The sequence below is a fragment of the Salinivibrio sp. MA607 genome (genome assembly GCF_001996245.1).
Lineage (GTDB): Bacteria > Pseudomonadota > Gammaproteobacteria > Enterobacterales > Vibrionaceae > Salinivibrio > Salinivibrio costicola.
The window spans coordinates 124,510-142,387 of the sequence record NZ_MUFJ01000002.1 but is presented as its reverse complement, the minus strand read 5'-3'; the positions used below and the strand labels follow the sequence as shown (position 1 = coordinate 142,387).

The following is a 17,878-nucleotide window of genomic DNA, read 5'->3' as shown; positions in this document are numbered from 1 at the left end:
CCCCTATGCGATGGTTTACAGGTCGAACTGAACTTCATCCAACAGCTTCACTGATTGGGCATAGTTATCAGCAATCGCCTCTAACGGCATTGGGTCGTGCTTATAATCCCCCCAAGATGCCACTAGCTCAGACTTCTCGACACCCGCTTTCACCGGCTCTTCGAAGTTAACCTCAGCATACATGTGCTGCGCTTTGTCTGACGTTAAAAATTCCATAAGTTTAAGCGCGTTTTCTTGGTTCGGTGCGTACTTCGCCATCGCCATACCACTCACATTGACATGTGTCCCATGAGTATTCTGGCCCGGATAATTTAGATAAACCGCTTCCGCCCACGCTGTTTGCTCTTCATCGTTTAGCATCTTACCTAGGTAATAGCTATTCCCTAGCGACACATCACAGAGCCCTTCTTTAATCGCTTTTACTTGCGCGCGATCGTTACCTTGTGGTTTACGCGCGAGGTTGTCTTTAACCCCTTCTAGCCATTCTTTGGCTTTCGCTTCACCATGGTTTTCAATGATAGCGGACACAAGAGAGACATTATAAGGGTGTTTGCCTGAACGGGTACAAATCTTGCCTTTCCATTCGGGTTTTGCCAAGTCAAGATAGTCAAAATCGTCACCTAACTCGCCAACTCGCTCCCGAGAAGAGTATACCGCACGTGCACGCGTTGTCAGCGCTACCCACTTATCTTCACTATCACGAAACTGTTCAGGCACATTGCTATCAATCACATCGCTTTGAACCGCTTGCACCACATCTTGGTTTAACAGCTCTTTAAGGCGTGAAATATCAACCGTAAGAAGGACATCTGCTGGGCTATATTCGCCTTCCTGCTTGACCTTTTCTGCCATGCCTTTTTTAGCAAACTTAACGTTTACCTTGATGCCAGTCTCTTCAGTAAACGCATCAAACATGGGTTCAATCAAAAACGGTTGGCGATACGAGTAGACATTCACTTCTTCAGCCGCGAACGCAGTACTTGTTCCTAGCAGGCTAGCCGTCACAGCCGAGGCAATCAGCAGTTTTTTCATCGTAACAGTCCTTAAATATGATGATAAATGATAACGAATCTCACTTTCGTTAGTATACAGAGAATGACTGAATGCTCAATATCGATAGGATCAAAAAAAAACGAAACCCTACTGTAAAAATGTAAGGTTTCGTTTCAGAGTTTAACGATGTCTTATACGCGTGGCTATTTTACGCTGACAAATTCGGGATACGCATCAATACCGCAATCGTGTAAGTCCATACCCGACATCTCTTCTTCTTCGGTCACGCGAATACCCATGGTTTTCTTCAATATCCACCAAACCACGCAGCTTGCACCGAATACCCAGGCAAAAATAACGGCCGCTCCCAGAAGCTGGGCACCAAAGGTCGCTGCTGTGTTACTTAAAGGCACAACCATGAGGCCAAAGAAACCACACACACCGTGGACGGAAATCGCACCGACAGGATCGTCAATTTTTATCTTGTCGAGACCGATAATACTGAACACGACGATGGCCCCAGATACCACACCAATGATCAGTGCCGCCACTGGTGAGGGTGACAGCGGATCGGCGGTAATTGCCACCAAGCCAGCCAACGCGCCATTTAAGACCATGGTCAAATCCGCTTTCCCCCATAGGGTTTTGCATACCAGTAAGGCTGCAATGGCACCGGCCGCCGCCGCCGCATTCGTGTTGAGGAAGATTTGTCCCACCGCTGTCGCATTCTCAAAATCTGAGACCATCAACTGCGAGCCGCCATTGAAACCAAACCAGCCGAACCAAAGGATAAACGTCCCCAAGGTCGCTAACGGCAAGTTAGAGCCAGGAATCGGGTTGATTTTACCGTTTTTGCTGTACTTGCCTTTACGCGCACCTAACAAGAGCACACCGGCTAATGCCGCGGAAGCACCGGCCATGTGAACAATTCCTGAGCCGGCAAAGTCACTGAAACCGGCCTCAGATAGGAAGCCGCCGCCCCAAGTCCAATATCCTTCAACTGGATAGATCACCGCCGTCAAGATGACAGAGAAAACCAGGAACGCCCACAGCTTCATTCGTTCCGCGACGGCACCAGACACCACTGACATAGCGGTAGCAACAAACACGACTTGGAAGAAGAAGTCTGATTCCAATGAATGATCAGCCTCTGCGCCCTGTGTGCCAATCAAGGTGCCAAATGAAGGTATAAAACCCCCACCCGCATTGTCGACATACATGATGTTGTAACCGACCAGTAAATACATGGTGCACGCAATGGCATATAAGCAGATATTTTTGGTCAGGATCTCCGTGGTATTTTTAGATCGCACCAAGCCGGCTTCTAACATCGCAAAGCCCGCGGCCATCCACATCACCAACGCGCCGGATAAAAGAAAGAAAAAGGTGTCGAGCGCGTAGCGCAATTCTGTCACCGTATTAACCAGTTCCATTGTCTATACTCCCTGTATTAAATTGCTTCCAAATCCATTTCACCGGTACGAATACGCACCGCCTGCTGAAGATCGAAGACAAAGATTTTGCCATCGCCGATTTTTCCGGTCTGTGCAGCATTAGAAATCGCTTCAACGACAGAATCCACATTCTCGCTCTGTACCGCGATTTCAAGTTTCACTTTGGGTAAAAAATCGACTTGGTATTCGGCGCCACGATATAATTCTGTGTGCCCTTTTTGGCGGCCAAAGCCTTTGACTTCCGAGACCGTCATGCCATCAATACCGGCATCCGCCAACGCTTCACGAACGTCATCAAGCTTAAATGGCTTGATAATGGCGCTAATCAGTTTCATATCCTTCTCCTGAGTCCTTGTGTTTGCTTCACACTGTAGGTATCAAGAGCCGTGCCAATATTTGATGGCTTTAAAATCATGTAGTTAGGAAACAAGGAGGGGTAATTCGAGGAGTTTGCACTATAAAAGTGCGAGGTATTCACCAAGACAGCGCATCGGCAATGTGTTATTGCTCAACTGCACCATCAGCGATCATCGAAAAAACGCGGGCCGATTCCCCGCTCCGCGTTTATCTCGAGTTATCGTCGACCATAACGGATAATAAAGTCGCGATAGGCCGATAACATTTCCATAAAGTCATCATAGCCACACGCGGCACAGCTTTCTTGATCATAAAACGTCAATGCCTGCGCACTGAGGGTTGCTTGCGCCTCATCCGATGGTGTTTGTAGCATGGCATTCGCCATCACCACCACTTCATCTTTATTGGCTGTTAAGGTAAAAGTATGCCCGCGCCATTGCTGTTCGTTTTCCAGCTGAGCGAGGGCCTCGACATATTGCTCAACGTGGCTAAGCTCAGTGCCTACTTCATCGAACAACCAGCGACCAATCGCTTCATGGCCCATTGAGAACACAATGCGATAACTGTCATCAAAACTATTGCGAGAAAATTCGTAATCCACATCCACCTCCAATCTTCGCGCGGCATTGTCCGGCTTTTGCCACGAATTGCCAAGCCCAAGCTGTTATCAAGGTAGCACTTCGCTCATACTGTTTACTTCAGTTCGACTTAATGGACGACCGTCATATTGCCAAGGACAAGCCATGCATATTGTGATCGCACCGGACTCATTCAAAGAAAGCCTCAGCGCCCCACAAGTCGCTAACGCTATTCAAACAGGCATGGCAGCCGCACTGCCTAATGCCACGTTTTCACTGTTGCCCATGGCAGATGGTGGTGAGGGATTTGCACAAAGTATGCTCGAACGACTGGGTGGAGAACGTTTTCACTGTGACGTCACGGGGCCAGATTTTCGCCCGGTGACGGCCAGTTTTGTGATTAATCGTGAACAACGACTGGCCGTGTTGGATGTCGCCAGTGCCTCAGGTTTGCCATTAATGCCAAGCACCGCAAGAAATCCGCTTCATACCACCAGCTTAGGCACCGGTGAGCTGATCCGTGCAGCTCTTGATCATGACATCGATGAAATCATTATTGGTTTAGGTGGCAGTGCCACCAATGACGCGGGCGCCGGGATCCTGACCGCCTTAGGCGCGCGCCTGCTTGACGGTGCAGGCAAACCAATTATTCCGACTGGACACGGATTAGGTGCATTGATGACACTGGATCTCAGCACGCTCGATTCACGCCTGCGTGCTGTCACACTCACCGCGGCCTGTGATGTCGATAACCCGCTATGTGGACCCGATGGCGCTGCTACCGTATTTGGTCCGCAAAAAGGCGCCACGGTCAGCCACATTCGCAGTTTAGAGCAACACCTTCACCGTTTTGCCCGTATTTGTCACTATCAACTTGGCCATGCCATTGCGCACTTTCCAGGAGCAGGCGCAGCAGGCGGAATCGGTGCCGCTTTAGGCGGGTTACTCAATGCCCAGCTCGTCCCCGGGATGGAGTTGCTACTAACACGAACCCACGCGTATTCGACCCTGGCACAAGCAGATTGGATTATTACCGGTGAGGGACGGGTCGATGGTCAAACTCAGCACGGAAAAGTCCCCATGGCGCTCGCCCGGATTGGCCAATCACATCACATTCCCGTGGTGGTGATCGCCGGCAGTGTCGGTGACAACTGTGATACGCTTTATCAACACGGCGTCAAAGCGATTTTCCCCATTCAGCCAGGGCCCTGTTCATTGTCTGAGGCGCTGGCCAACACGGCAAGCAACGTCACGCGCACGGCTGAGAATATTGCGCGATTAATGGATAACCCGATTAATTAATCAACCATAACACGAAGCTAATTGGCGCTCTCTCACTCGGTCACGCACACGAAAAAAAGCGCCTCCCATAAAGATGGAAGGCGCTTTTCTTGGCGCCATGCCGAACGCTATCGGCCATCAGCGCGTCCTACACTGCGGTTTTAACAATCACATCATTCGCGATGTTGGTGTAGGCATCCATTTGATGGAAGTTAAGATAACGATAAGTATCACTTGCCGTCGCATTGATTTGCTCAGCGTACTCTAGATATTCCTTTTGAGTCGGGATCCGGCCGAGAATCGCACCGACTGCCGACAGCTCAGCCGACGCCAGATACACATTCGCGCCCGTACCGAGACGGTTTGGGAAATTACGTGTCGAGGTCGACAACACAGTCGATTTTTCAGCCACACGCGCTTGGTTACCCATGCACAAGGAACATCCCGGCGTTTCGATCCGCACCCCAGCACGACCGTAGATACCGTAATAACCTTCAGCGGTCAGCTGATCTCTATCCATCTTCGTCGGTGGTGCCACCCACATCCGAGTCGATAAGCTGCCACCGAATTTATCCAGCAATTTACCGGCTGCTCGGAAGTGACCAATGTTGGTCATACAGCTTCCGATAAAGACTTCATCGACACTGTCGCCTGCCACGTCCGACAAGGTACGCGCATCATCCGGATCGTTCGGTGCACACAAGATAGGCTCTTTGATCTCGGCCAGATCGATTTCAAGTACGTGGGCATACTCGGCATCTTTGTCCGCTTCCATCAAGCTTGGGCTGTCTAGCCATTGCTGCATCGCTTGAATACGGCGCTCAATGGTACGGCGGTCGCCATAGCCTTCGGCAATCATCCATTTAAGCATCACAATGTTGGATTCAAGGTATTCGGCCACTGAGTCTTGTGACAGCTTCACGGTACAACCAGCCGCAGAGCGCTCTGCGGATGCATCTGATAACTCAAACGCCTGTTCAACCGTGAGGTGTTCAACCCCTTCGATTTCGAGAACACGACCGGAAAATTCGTTGATTTTTCCTGATTTCTCAACCGTTAACAGACCTTGTTTGATGCCGAAATACGGAATGGCATGGACTAAGTCACGCAAGGTAACACCGGGCTGCATTTCGCCTTTAAAGCGCACCAAGACCGACTCAGGCATATCCAGCGGCATCACCCCGGTTGCTGCAGCAAAGGCCACCAGACCCGAGCCGGCAGGGAAAGAAATCCCCAGCGGGAAACGCGTATGTGAGTCGCCACCGGTACCCACGGTATCAGGCAGCAGCATACGATTGAGCCAAGAGTGAATCACCCCATCGCCTGGACGCAGTGCCACACCACCACGATTCATGATGAAATCGGGCAAGGTATGGTGTGTTTCCACGTCAACCGGCTTTGGATATGCTGACGTATGACAGAAAGACTGCATGGTCAAATCGGCGGTAAAACCAAGACACGCCAAGTCTTTAAGCTCATCACGGGTCATGGGTCCGGTGGTGTCTTGTGACCCTACCGTGGTCATCTTAGGCTCACAATAGGTATTCGGACGCACACCTTCGACGCCACAGGCTTTACCGACCATTTTTTGTGCCAGCGTAAAGCCTTTGGTGGATTCAGCCACTGGACGGGGACGGCGGAAGACGTCAGATGGCTCAAGGCCGAGACATTCACGGGCTCGATCGGTCAAGCCGCGACCGATAATCAATGGGATGCGGCCACCGGCACGTACTTCATCATACAAAATGTCGGTTTTGAGCTGGAAGGTCGACAGCACGTCATCGGTGCCATGCTTGCACACTTTACCGTCAGCGGGGTACAGGTCAATCACATCGCCCATATTGAGCGAAGTCACATCGAGCTCAATCGGCAATGCGCCCGCGTCTTCCATGGTATTAAAGAAAATAGGGGCAATTTTTCCGCCTAAACAGAAACCGCCGAAGCGCTTATTAGGCACATTCGGAATGTCTTGGCCCATAAACCACAACACCGAGTTGGTCGCTGATTTACGTGACGAGCCAGTGCCAACCACATCACCGACATAAACCAGTGGGTGGCCTTTTTCTTCCAGCGCCTTCATTTGCTCAATGGGGCCAATGTCACCGGGTTTATCCGGTTGAATACCTTCGCGCTCGTTTTTAAGCATCGCAAGGGCATGTAAGGGAATATCTGGACGTGACCATGCATCAGGGGCGGGAGACAAGTCATCGGTGTTGGTTTCACCCGATACTTTGAACACTGTCAGTGTCACTTTTTCAGGAATCTGCGGTTTTTCCAGGTACCAATCTGCGTTGGCCCACGATTCCATCACTTGTTTAGCGTAAGCATTCCCTGCTTTCATTTTGTCTTCCACGTCATAGAAAGCATCAAACATGAGCAGGGTATGTGACAGGGCTTTGGCTGCAATTGGCGCCAGTTTTTCATCCTCTAACAACGCGATCAGAGGCTGGATGTTATAACCGCCTTGCATGGTACCGAGTAGCTCTGTGGCGCGCTCAGGGCTGATTAACGGCGATTGCGCCTCACCATTTGCCAACGCAGCTAAAAAGCCTGCTTTTACATAGGCGGCTTCATCCACGCCGGGTGGAATTCGGTTTTCCAGCAAATAAACAAGGGTTTCTTCTTCGCCAGCGGGCGGGTTTTTCAACAGTTCTATCAGACTGGCGGTTTGCTCAGCGTTCAGCGGTTTAGGCACAATACCCTGAGCGGCACGTTCTTCGACGTGTTTACGGTAGGCTTCAAGCACGACTATTTCCTCTTATCTCGGTCAGGCCCTGTGGCCCAACATCCTTGGAAAGTGTTAGTACTCGTATCACGCTTATCCGGCGAAGTTTATTAAAATTTTCCAGCAAGACGAGGGTTCGAGCACGTAACCGCTGCGTGAGGATAGCATTTTTAACTTAAAATTAAAATCTACCCGTTTTATGAAACATACGACCAAGGTCTTAGTGACGCAGCCCTCTATTTCCTCATTCTCACGATCCAATTAACCGTGATTGTCGCGTTCTGTTTGATTCTATACTGTTTTTTATCACGATACAGTTAGCCATAAAAGATAACGCGATATCGATCAGGCGGTGCGCTCTCCGCCCCTTTTTATCGGTTTGTGTTGAAAGCGCGAGCTAAGTGTCATTTTCATCAATAATTATGGGCAAGGGCTTCAATTTTATCATTTCATCGCCGATACATTAGGAACGGTAAATGTAATTCTGCTAACTTAGACGTTGGTGCCATACACATCGTCACTTTTTTGTCACGCTAACTTGTCAACTTATCGATGATTACAAAATAGCGCGTGATAGACCACATAGAGAGAAAGGCATGAAGCTAAAACAACTCACGATTAAGCAAAAGCTCGTGTTGGCATTTGTCTCAGCCGTGATCGCATCGACCGCGATCGTCAGCTATATGAGCTTAAGCCAAGCGCGCGATATTATGGAAAAGCGCCTGTTAGAGAATGAGCTTCCGACCACCCTCACTCAGTTTAGAGATACCATTGATAGTGAAGTTAACCAGCTGCAATCTGCTGCGCGTCAGCTCGCGTCAAATCCGGTGACACTCGATATTCTCAACCAAGGGATCACCCCGAGCGAAGAAGCCCGCGTGGTCAAGCAGCTTAACGTGTTACGTGACCAATACGATCTCAATGATGCCTCTATCGCTAACCGAGAGACCGGCCAATATTGGAATCAAAACGGATTTTTACGGGTGTTAACGCGTGAAAAAGACAGTTGGTTTTATAACTTTCTCGACAGTGGCAATGCCACCATGGCACAGGTATTCCAAGAGGATAATGGCGAGCTCAAGCTGTTCGTCAACTTTCAACAGCTTAACGGCAAAGGCTTGGCTGGGTTTTCGCGTTCACTCGAAGACATGACCCGCTTTTTGAATCAATTCAAAATCGAACAGTCGGGCTTTGTTTTCTTAGTCAATGCCGATGGTATGGTCCAATTGCACCGTGACACCGATCTCATGGGCGAAAAAACATTGAGTGATGTGTATGGAGCACAGGCACGGAGCTTGCTCCAAAAAGGTGACTTTAACCTCCTCGATACACACATTAATGGCAAGGAAGTCCTGCTCGCCTCAAGTTATGTTCCCTCCATGGACTGGTATGTCATCGCAGATGTTCCAGCAGAAGAAGTCTTTGCACCACTCAATCAAACCCGCAATCAGATCCTAATGGTGTCTGTGGTCGTTGGGTTAGTGTTTATTGTGGTGGCCGTTTGGCTTGCGACGACCATTACCAAACCGATTCAATACGTGGCGAATGTGTTCCGTGAGATCGGCGAGGGTGAAGGCGATTTACGCCAACGAGTCGACATCGATAGCCAAGACGAAATGGGTCAGTTAGCGTCTGGGTTTAATAGCTTTGTCGACAAGATTCATCGCTTAGTCTCAGACGTTGCCAGTACCGGTGGTGAGCTTCGTCATGCCGCAGAGCAAGTCTCGTCACAAGCTAGCGCCACGCAATCTCAGAGTGAGTATCAGCGTGATCGCACCGTACAAGTGGTGACGGCGATTAATGAAATGGGCGCGACGGTGAATGAAATTGCCGGCAATGCCGCTAATGCCGCCAGTGCCGCTAACCAAGCGTCCGATGATGCAGCCAATGGCCAAGGTGTGGTCACCCAAGCGCGAGACACCATCGCCAGCCTTGCCGACGATATGGAGAATATGTCGAAAGTGATCAGTGCGCTGGCTGAAAACACCGACTCGATTGGCGGCATTTTGGATGTGATTCGTGGTATTTCAGAGCAAACCAACCTGCTCGCATTGAACGCCGCCATTGAAGCGGCACGCGCGGGCGAACAAGGACGAGGCTTTGCGGTCGTTGCCGACGAGGTGCGTAGCCTGGCTAGCCGTACCTCCGATTCAACCGATGAAATCCAGACCATGATCAACCGCCTGCAGCAAGAAGCCCATAATGCTGTCAACGCAATGGAGCAAAGCCGCACCATGACAGCCGAAGGGGTCAACGCATCGGATGAGGCGTCGCTGTCACTGAACGCGATTAATGAGCAGATTATCCAAATCTCAGACATGAATACACAAGTAGCGACCGCGACAGAAGAGCAATCAACGGTGGTCAATGACATCAATCAGAATATTGAAGAGATTAATCACAGCTCGCAACAGACCGCGGATACCGCCAATACCATGGCTGAAGCCAGCGAGTCACTGCGTGATCTGTCTAAACGTCTCGATACCTTGGTGGGCAGCTTTAAGCTTTAAGCGTTAACGCTTGACCATCATACTGACTAAGCGGGCCGAGGCCCGCTTTTTTCTTCTCAATCGATATATCACCGATATAAAAAAGCCCCGCAATGCAGGGCTTAAGAAGAAACATATAAACGCGCAGTTTATTTCTTTTTCTTCGCTTTTGGATTCGGCATATCCGTGATTGAGCCTTCAAACACTTCAGCGGCCAAGCCAACAGACTCATGGAGTGTTGGGTGAGCGTGAACAGTCAACGCGATGTCTTCGGCATCACAGCCCATTTCAATCGCAAGACCGATTTCGCCCAACAGCTCACCACCGTTGGTACCGACAACGGCACCCCCGATGACACGGTGCGTATCTTTATCGAAGATAAGCTTGGTCATACCGTCAGCGCAGTCAGACGCAATCGCACGACCAGAAGCCGCCCATGGGAAGGTAGAGGCTTCGTAGTTGATGCCCTCTTCCTTACATTCTTTCTCGGTTTTACCGACCCATGCTACTTCTGGCTCAGTATAAGCAATCGATGGGATCACTTTCGGATCAAAGTAATGTTTCTTACCAGAAATGACTTCCGCAGCCACATGGCCTTCATGCACACCTTTATGCGCAAGCATTGGCTGACCAACAATATCGCCGATCGCATAGATGTGTGGCACGTTAGTGCGCATTTGCTTATCAACATTGATGAAGCCGCGATCGTCAACTTCAACCCCAGCTTGGCCGGCGTCAAGCAGTTTGCCATTCGGGCTACGGCCAATCGCAACCAATACAGCATCATAACGTACTGGCTCTGCTGGCGCTTTTTTGCCTTCCATCGTCACGTAAATACCATCTTCTTTGGCTTCTACTGCGGTGACTTTGGTTTCCAGCATCAGGTTCATTTTCTTGCTGATACGCTTGGTAAAGACTTTAATCACGTCTTTATCGGCCGCCGGGATCACCTGATCACACATTTCGACCACATCGACCTGTGAGCCTAATGCGTGATAGACAGTACCCATTTCTAGACCAATGATACCACCGCCCATCAGCAGCATTTTCTCTGGTACTTCTTTGAGCTCGAGCGCGTCAGTAGAGTCCCAGATACGTGGATCATCATGCGGGATAAATGGCAGCTCGATAGGACGAGAGCCGGCTGCGATGATCGCGTTATCAAAATTAATGGTGGTGCTTTCTTCACCCTCGACCAACAGGGTGTTGGCGCCAGTGAAACGGCCGGTACCGTTAACCACTGTCACTTTACGCTGCTTGGCCATGCCACCTAAGCCACCGGTCAACTGACCGATCACCTTGTCTTTCCAAGAGCGGATTTTGTCGATATCGGTTTGTGGCTCGCCGAAAACCACGCCATGATCAGCCATCGCTTTGGCTTCTTCGATCACTTTGGCAACGTGTAGTAGGGCTTTAGAAGGGATACAGCCAACGTTTAGACACACACCCCCTAGGGTGTTGTAACGTTCAACCAGCACTGTTTCCAAACCTAGGTCGGCACAGCGGAAAGCGGCGGAGTATCCAGCAGGACCAGCGCCAAGAACGACGACTTGCGCTTTGATTTCTTTACTCATTCTGACCTCGTTGTAGTCTTATTCCCTGACAGGCTAAGAGCGGTAGTTTTTATTGTTGTGGGTGTTTGGTGCCACAGTTTACAGCCATGTTAATGGGCTGAAAAATAAAAACCCATAGCCTGTGAGCTGCACAACAATTCCCAACCGACCCTTCACGGGCCGGTTGGGTTGTCGATGTTGCGATTACAGTACCAAACGGCGGATATCGGACATTAGACCGTTGAGGTAGCTGATAAAGCGCGCACCCTCAGCACCGTCAATCACACGGTGGTCATAAGACAGAGACAGTGGCAGCATCAGGCGAGGTTCAAAGTCCTTACCGTTCCATACTGGCTTCATTTCTGACTTAGAGACACCCAAGATTGAGACTTCTGGTGCATTAACGATTGGCGTAAACGCGGTACCGCCCAAACCACCGAGGCTTGAGATGGTAAAGCAACCGCCCTGCATATCAGAAGCAGTGAGCTTGCCCGCACGCGCTTTCTTCGAGACTGCCATCAGCTCTTCAGATAACTCGTAGATGCCTTTTTTGTTCACGTCCTTAAAGACAGGCACAACCAGACCATTTGGCGTATCAACCGCAATGCCGATGTTGACATATTTTTTCATGATCAGGCTTTCACCGTCTTCCGACAGTGATGCGTTGAATGAAGGGAAAGCTTCCAGCGCTTTAGCAGCGGCTTTCATGATGAACACCAATGGGGTGATCTTCATGCCAGACTCTTTCTTCTTCTCAATCGCGTTTTGCTCTTTACGGAACGCTTCCACTTCAGTGATATCAGCGTTATCCCACTGCGTCACGTGCGGGATCATCACCCAGTTACGTGCCAGGTTCGCACCCGAGATCTTCTTAATGCGTGACAGTGGTTTGACTTCGGTTTCACCGAACTTGCTGAAGTCCACTTTAGGCCAAGGGAGCAAGCCAAGTGCACTGCCGTCGCCTGAGCCAGATGCTGCACCCGATTCAAGGCGTTTTAGCGCGTCTTTGACAAAGCTCTGAACGTCTTCTTTCAGTACACGTCCTTTACGACCCGATCCTTTCACCTTCGCAAGGTTCACGCCAAATTCGCGGGCAAGACGACGAACAACAGGCGACGCATGCGCGTATTCTTTGTTCTCTACAAACTCGTCTTTACCGGCGTCAGCTTTAGCCGCTGGGGCGTCTGCCTTAGCCGCAGGAGCGGGTGCCGCCTTTTCAGCAGCAGGTGCCGCTGCAGGTGCAGGCGCTGCTGGTGCGCTACCAGCAACCTCGAACACCATGATGTGCGAGCCGGTGGACACTTTATCGCCCGCCGCAATTTTGATCTCTTTGACCGTACCCGCAAACGGTGCCGGTACTTCCATTGACGCTTTGTCGCCTTCAACGGTGATCAGTGACTGCTCTTCTTCAATGGTATCGCCAACGGCAACCATAATGTCAGTCACTTCAACTTCATCGCCACCGATATCAGGGACGTGAACGTCTTTGGCTTGTGCTGCTGCCGGCGCCGCTGGTGCCTCGGCTGCTGCTGGGGCGTCTGCAGCTGGAGCACTGCCACCCACTTCGAACATCATGATCAGTGAGCCAGTTGACACCTTGTCACCTGCCGCGATCTTGATTTCTGTAACGGTACCCGCAAACGGTGCAGGCACTTCCATTGAGGCTTTATCGCCTTCAACAGTGATCAGTGACTGCTCTTCTTCAATGGTATCGCCAACCGCGACCATGATCTCAGTGACTTCAACTTCGTCACCACCGATATCAGGGACGTGCACTTCTTTGGTTTCTGATGCGGCCGCTGGTGCTGCAGCAGGGGCGGCTGGCGCCGCCTCTTGAGCTGGGGCGCTTTGCGCTGGCGCATCGGCTTCGAAGATCATAATCAAAGAGCCAGTGGTGACTTTATCACCCTCGGCAATTTTGATTTCCTTGACCACACCCGCTTGTGACGCAGGGACTTCCATGGATGCTTTATCACCTTCAACGGTGATTAACGACTGTTCTTCTTCTACCTTATCGCCAACGCTAACAAGGATCTCAGTCACTTCTACTTCATCCGCACCGATGTCAGGTACATTAATCTCGATTGACATTGTTTCAGCCTCTTACGCGAACAGCGGGTTTACTTTGTTGGTATCGATGTCGAATTTCTTAATCGCTTCTGACACGACTTTCTTATCAACATCACCACGCTTAGCCAGCTCGTTCAGTGCCGCGACCACCACATAGCCTGCGTTCACTTCAAAGTGACGACGTAGGTTTTCGCGGCTGTCAGAACGACCAAAGCCGTCTGTACCCAGCACTTTATAAGACTCAGCTGGGATAAACGCACGAACTTGGTCAGCGTAGTTTTTCATGTAATCAGTCGCAGCAATCGCAGGCTCAGATCCCATGACTGTTTGGATATAAGGCACTTTGCTTTCTGCATCTGGGTTCAGCATGTTGAAACGATCCACATCCTGACCGTCACGTGCCAGCTCGTTGAACGAGGTCACGCTGTAAACGTCAGACGCCACGCCGAATTCATCGCTGAGCAGTTTCGCTGCCTTGCGCACTTCGGTCATGATAGTGCCCGAGCCCATTAACTGAACTTTCGCTTTGTCGCCCGTGTAGGTTTCTAGTTTATAGATACCTTTACGGATACCGTCTTCCGCGCCCTCAGGCATGGCTGGCTGATGATAGTTTTCGTTCATCAGCGTCAGGTAGTAGTAGATGTTTTCTTGGTCAGGACCGTACATACGACGGATACCGTCTTGCATGATCACCGCCACTTCGTACGCGAAGGTTGGGTCGTAAGACACACAGTTAGGTACAGTGCTTGCCAGAATATGGCTGTGACCGTCTTCGTGTTGCAGACCTTCACCGTTCAGGGTAGTACGACCTGCGGTGGCACCCAATAGGAAACCACGTGCTTGTTGGTCACCCGCCATCCACGCCATGTCGCCAACACGTTGGAAGCCGAACATGGAGTAGTAGATGTAAAATGGGATCATTGGCAGATCATTGGTGCTGTAAGAGGTCGCCGCCGCTACCCACGATGACATCGCGCCTAGCTCGTTGATCCCTTCTTGCAGTACTTGGCCGCCTTGGTCTTCTTTGTAGTAAGACACCACGCCACGATCTTCTGGGGTATAGGTTTGTCCTTGCGGGTTATAGATACCCACCTGACGGAACAGACCTTCCATACCGAAAGTACGGGCTTCGTCAGCAATGATTGGCACTACGTTCTTGCCAATGCTCTTGTCTTTCAGCAATACGTTCAATGAGCGTACAAACGCCATGGTGGTAGAGATATCACGCTTCTGCTCAGACAGCAGAGCAGAGAAATCATCCAGTTTTGGCAGCGTCAGTTCTTCAGTGAACTTAGGTAAGCGCTGCGGAGTGTAACCGTGCAGGGCTTTACGGCGCGCGTGCAGGTATTCGTGTTCCGCAGTTCCTTCTTCCAGTTTTAGGTAAGTCAGGTTTTGCACATCATCGTCAGACAGCAAGTCTTGTAGGCCAAGACGATCACGCATAGCGTGAACATGGGTCATGTCCATTTTCTTCACTTGGTGCGCGATGTTTTTACCTTCAGCCGCTTCACCCATGCCGTAACCTTTAACGGTTTTCGCCAGGATCACGGTTGGACGGTCGTTGCACTCTTGTGCCGCTTTGAACGCAGCAAACAGTTTTGATGGTTCATGACCACCACGTTTGAGCGCAAAGATTTCTTCGTCGGTCATATCGGCAACCAGGGCTGCAGTTTCAGGATATTTACCGAAGAAGTGTTCACGCACGTAGGCGCCGTCTTTTGATTTGAAGGTTTGGTAATCGCCGTCGATGGTTTCGTTCATCAACTGCAGCAGTTTACCGGAGGTGTCTTTGGCCAGCAGTTTATCCCAGCCAGAGCCCCAAACCACTTTGATCACGTTCCAGCCAGCGCCTTTAAATAGGCCTTCGAGCTCTTGAACGATTTTACCGTTACCCATTACAGGACCATCAAGGCGCTGCAGGTTACAGTTGATCAAAAAGCACAGGTTATCCAGTTTTTCACGGGCGGCAAACGACAGCGCACCACGTGATTCTGGCTCATCCATTTCACCGTCGCCTAAGAACGCGTAAACACGCTGCTCTGAGGTGTCTTTCAAGCCACGACCGTTCAGATACTTAAGGAAACGCGCTTGGTAGATAGACGCAATAGGACCCAGACCCATAGATACGGTTGGGAACTGCCAGAACTCAGGCATCAGTTTCGGGTGCGGGTAAGAGGAAATACCGTTACCGTCAACTTCTTGGCGGAAGTTGTCGAGCTGCTCAGCAGTGAGACGACCTTCCACAAACGCACGCGCGTAGATGCCTGGAGAGATATGACCTTGATAATAAACCAGATCGCCACCATCTTTCTCGTTTGGCGCACGGAAGAAGTGGTTAAAGCAAGTTTCATAGAACGCAGCCGATGACTGGAATGAAGCCATGTGGCCACCCAGCTCTAAATCTTTCTTGGACGCGCGCAACACGATCATGATTGCGTTCCAACGAATGATAGAACGGATACGACGTTCCAAGTTCACATCACCTGGATAAGCAGGTTCTTGATCTGCAGGGATGGTATTTACATAGTTGGTGGTCACGCCAGTTGGCATGTCAACACCGTCTAAACGTGCTTGCCCTAAGACTTGCTCCAGAAGGAACTGGGCACGTTCTACACCTTCTTCACGAACGACTGACTCAAGAGCTTGCAACCACTCTTGGGTCTCAAGTGCGTCCACGTCATTTTTCATGACTTCAGACATGGCGATCTATCCTTTCGTTGATTGACTCGTACAAAACAAACGTTGTCGCAGCTGCAGTGGCCCCTCGCCTTTATTTTGGCGGCGAATAGGGATTACTCCAGCTCGTCCTTGCGTTGTTGAATTCGACGTAGAGACCGTTCTCGACGGCTTTCTTCTCGGCCAAGATCCAACAGAGTTTCCTCAATGTAAGCTAAGTGTGCATGCGACGCCTGTCTCGCTTTTTCTGGCTCGCCAGCGGTGATTGCATCCACGATCTCAGCTCGGTGTCGGCTGACATTTTCCACCGTCTCTTGACGGCGATAAAGTAGCTCAAAGTTTTGATAAATATTCTGTTCCAGTAACGGTGCGAGGCTACGCATGATATGCAGTAGTACCACATTGTGCGCCGCTTCCGTTACGGCAACGAGATATTGCATGACGGCGGAAGCTTCTGCCTTTAAGTCCCCATCTTTCTGCGCTTGTCGAATCGCATCATGGCAATCTTCAATCCGAGAAAAATCCTCTTCCGTGCCCCGTAAAGCGGCGAAATAAGAAGAAATACCTTCGAGCGCATGCCGTGATTCCAACAAATCAAGCTGGGTTTCCGGATGGTCCGCCAATAACTCTAGCAGGGGTTCAGAAAATCGCTGCCACAGTCGTTGACTGACAAAGGTGCCGCCACCTTGTTTGCGAGTGAGCAGCTTTTTTACTTCAAGTCGCTGAATCGCCTCACGGACTGATGGACGAGACACATCAAACTGGACCGCTAACTCTCGCTCAGGCGGTAGCTTCTGGCCTGGAGACAAGGTCCCTTCCAGAATTAAACCTTCGAGCTCTTTCTCGATAACATCTGAGAGTTTGGGTTGACGAATTCGCTGATATGCCATTGTATTTATTGACCATCTGCCCCCCAAGCTTGGCGCTTAGCTGCAGAAACTGACTGATTGTAAATTGGTAAGACCAATTACTTTATTATTCTCTAAAGTTACCAGACAGTGGATATTCTGTCCACCTGAACTTTGATTGACATCATGGAAACCCCTGTATTCGTCACCTGACAGTTGTTTTTTCACGGCGCTCTAAAATTGGTCAGACCAAAGAGAATGACTGCTTTATCAGGCAGTATAGAGCAGTTGGTGTAATCTTTCCCAGTCAAACACATGGCCAGGATCGGTCTTCCGTCCGGGCGCAATATGTTGATGTCCTGTGATCCGATCACGGGTGATAGCTGGATAGTACTGCATCAGCGTCTGCGTGATCGCCGCTAACGATTGATACTGCTGGTCGGTGTATGGAAGTGTGTCTGTGCCCTCAAGCTCAATACCGATAGAAAAATCGTTACATTGCTGCCGACCGTCAAAACACGAGATGCCAGCATGCCATGCGCGTTCGTTGAATGGTACAAACTGGATCACACTTCCATCTCGTCGGATCAGTAGGTGAGCGGACACGCGAAGATCACTGATCTGGGCAAAATAAGGGTGCGCGTCAGCGTCGAGGTTGCCCTGAAAAAATTGCTCAATATAGGGACCGTCGAACTGGCCGGGGGGCAGGCTGATATTGTGAACCACCAGCAAGGAAATATCCTCGCTATCCGGGCGTGAGTTATAATGAGGAGAGGGACAGGCGCGCGCGCCCGCTAGCCAATGATCGTCGATGCGGGAAAAAGACATGCAAGCTACTCGTGTCGCAAAATTCG

At 50.4% G+C, this 17,878-nt stretch carries 12 protein-coding genes; 2 read left to right on the top strand and 10 right to left on the bottom strand.

The window, feature by feature from the left end; translation table 11 throughout:
• Window positions 1-15: 15 nt before the first annotated feature.
• The 4 genes from BZG81_RS01835 to BZG81_RS01820 all read right to left on the bottom strand — a co-directional run bounded on the left by BZG81_RS01835 (window position 16) and on the right by BZG81_RS01820 (window position 3,405).
• Window positions 16-1,032, bottom strand: coding sequence for a Fe(3+) ABC transporter substrate-binding protein (locus BZG81_RS01835; protein ID WP_021024179.1), 1,017 nt, complete (start codon window positions 1,030-1,032; stop codon window positions 16-18).
• A 164-nt stretch (window positions 1,033-1,196) separates the two neighbouring features.
• On the bottom strand, window positions 1,197-2,426 hold the full coding sequence (locus tag BZG81_RS01830; RefSeq protein ID WP_077669150.1) for an ammonium transporter: 1,230 nt from the start codon (window positions 2,424-2,426) through the stop codon (window positions 1,197-1,199).
• A 17-nt stretch (window positions 2,427-2,443) separates the two neighbouring features.
• The gene (locus BZG81_RS01825; protein WP_025673127.1) at window positions 2,444-2,782 is read right to left on the bottom strand and encodes a P-II family nitrogen regulator; all 339 of its coding nucleotides are present in this window, start codon (window positions 2,780-2,782) and stop codon (window positions 2,444-2,446) included.
• A 239-nt stretch (window positions 2,783-3,021) separates the two neighbouring features.
• On the bottom strand, window positions 3,022-3,405 hold the full coding sequence (locus BZG81_RS01820; RefSeq protein ID WP_158009957.1) for a YacL family protein: 384 nt from the start codon (window positions 3,403-3,405) through the stop codon (window positions 3,022-3,024).
• Window positions 3,406-3,547: 142 nt separating this feature from the next.
• Between BZG81_RS01820 and BZG81_RS01815 the strand changes: the two genes are divergently transcribed.
• Window positions 3,548-4,684: a glycerate kinase gene (locus BZG81_RS01815; protein WP_077676613.1), complete on the top strand. Its 1,137-nt coding sequence runs from the start codon at window positions 3,548-3,550 to the stop codon at window positions 4,682-4,684.
• Between the two features lie 127 nt (window positions 4,685-4,811).
• Here the strand turns inward: BZG81_RS01815 and acnB are convergent, their stop codons facing one another.
• Window positions 4,812-7,409 carry a bifunctional aconitate hydratase 2/2-methylisocitrate dehydratase gene (gene acnB, locus BZG81_RS01810; RefSeq protein WP_021024174.1) on the bottom strand — a complete coding sequence of 866 codons (2,598 nt, stop codon included), beginning with the start codon at window positions 7,407-7,409 and terminating at the stop codon, window positions 4,812-4,814.
• A 575-nt stretch (window positions 7,410-7,984) separates the two neighbouring features.
• On the opposite strand from acnB, the gene BZG81_RS01805 reads away from it, so the two are divergent.
• The gene (locus tag BZG81_RS01805; RefSeq protein WP_077676612.1) at window positions 7,985-9,898 is read left to right on the top strand and encodes a methyl-accepting chemotaxis protein; all 1,914 of its coding nucleotides are present in this window, start codon (window positions 7,985-7,987) and stop codon (window positions 9,896-9,898) included.
• A 128-nt stretch (window positions 9,899-10,026) separates the two neighbouring features.
• On the opposite strand, the gene lpdA is transcribed toward BZG81_RS01805, so the two are convergent.
• From lpdA to ampD, 5 genes are all read right to left on the bottom strand, one after another.
• A complete protein-coding gene (gene lpdA, locus BZG81_RS01800; protein WP_077660109.1) occupies window positions 10,027-11,451 on the bottom strand; it encodes a dihydrolipoyl dehydrogenase in 1,425 nt (474 codons plus the stop codon).
• 183 nt (window positions 11,452-11,634) lie between these two features.
• On the bottom strand, window positions 11,635-13,521 hold the full coding sequence (gene aceF / locus BZG81_RS01795) for a pyruvate dehydrogenase complex dihydrolipoyllysine-residue acetyltransferase (protein WP_077676611.1): 1,887 nt from the start codon (window positions 13,519-13,521) through the stop codon (window positions 11,635-11,637).
• 12 nt (window positions 13,522-13,533) lie between these two features.
• Window positions 13,534-16,200 (bottom strand): pyruvate dehydrogenase (acetyl-transferring), homodimeric type, encoded by a 2,667-nt coding sequence (gene aceE, locus BZG81_RS01790; RefSeq protein WP_077676610.1) that lies wholly within the window; start codon window positions 16,198-16,200, stop codon window positions 13,534-13,536.
• A gap of 92 nt (window positions 16,201-16,292) precedes the next feature.
• On the bottom strand, window positions 16,293-17,066 hold the full coding sequence (gene pdhR, locus BZG81_RS01785) for a pyruvate dehydrogenase complex transcriptional repressor PdhR (protein WP_021022598.1): 774 nt from the start codon (window positions 17,064-17,066) through the stop codon (window positions 16,293-16,295).
• Between the two features lie 228 nt (window positions 17,067-17,294).
• Window positions 17,295-17,852: a 1,6-anhydro-N-acetylmuramyl-L-alanine amidase AmpD gene (gene ampD / locus BZG81_RS01780; protein WP_077676609.1), complete on the bottom strand. Its 558-nt coding sequence runs from the start codon at window positions 17,850-17,852 to the stop codon at window positions 17,295-17,297.
• Between the last annotated feature and the right edge of the window lie 26 nt (window positions 17,853-17,878).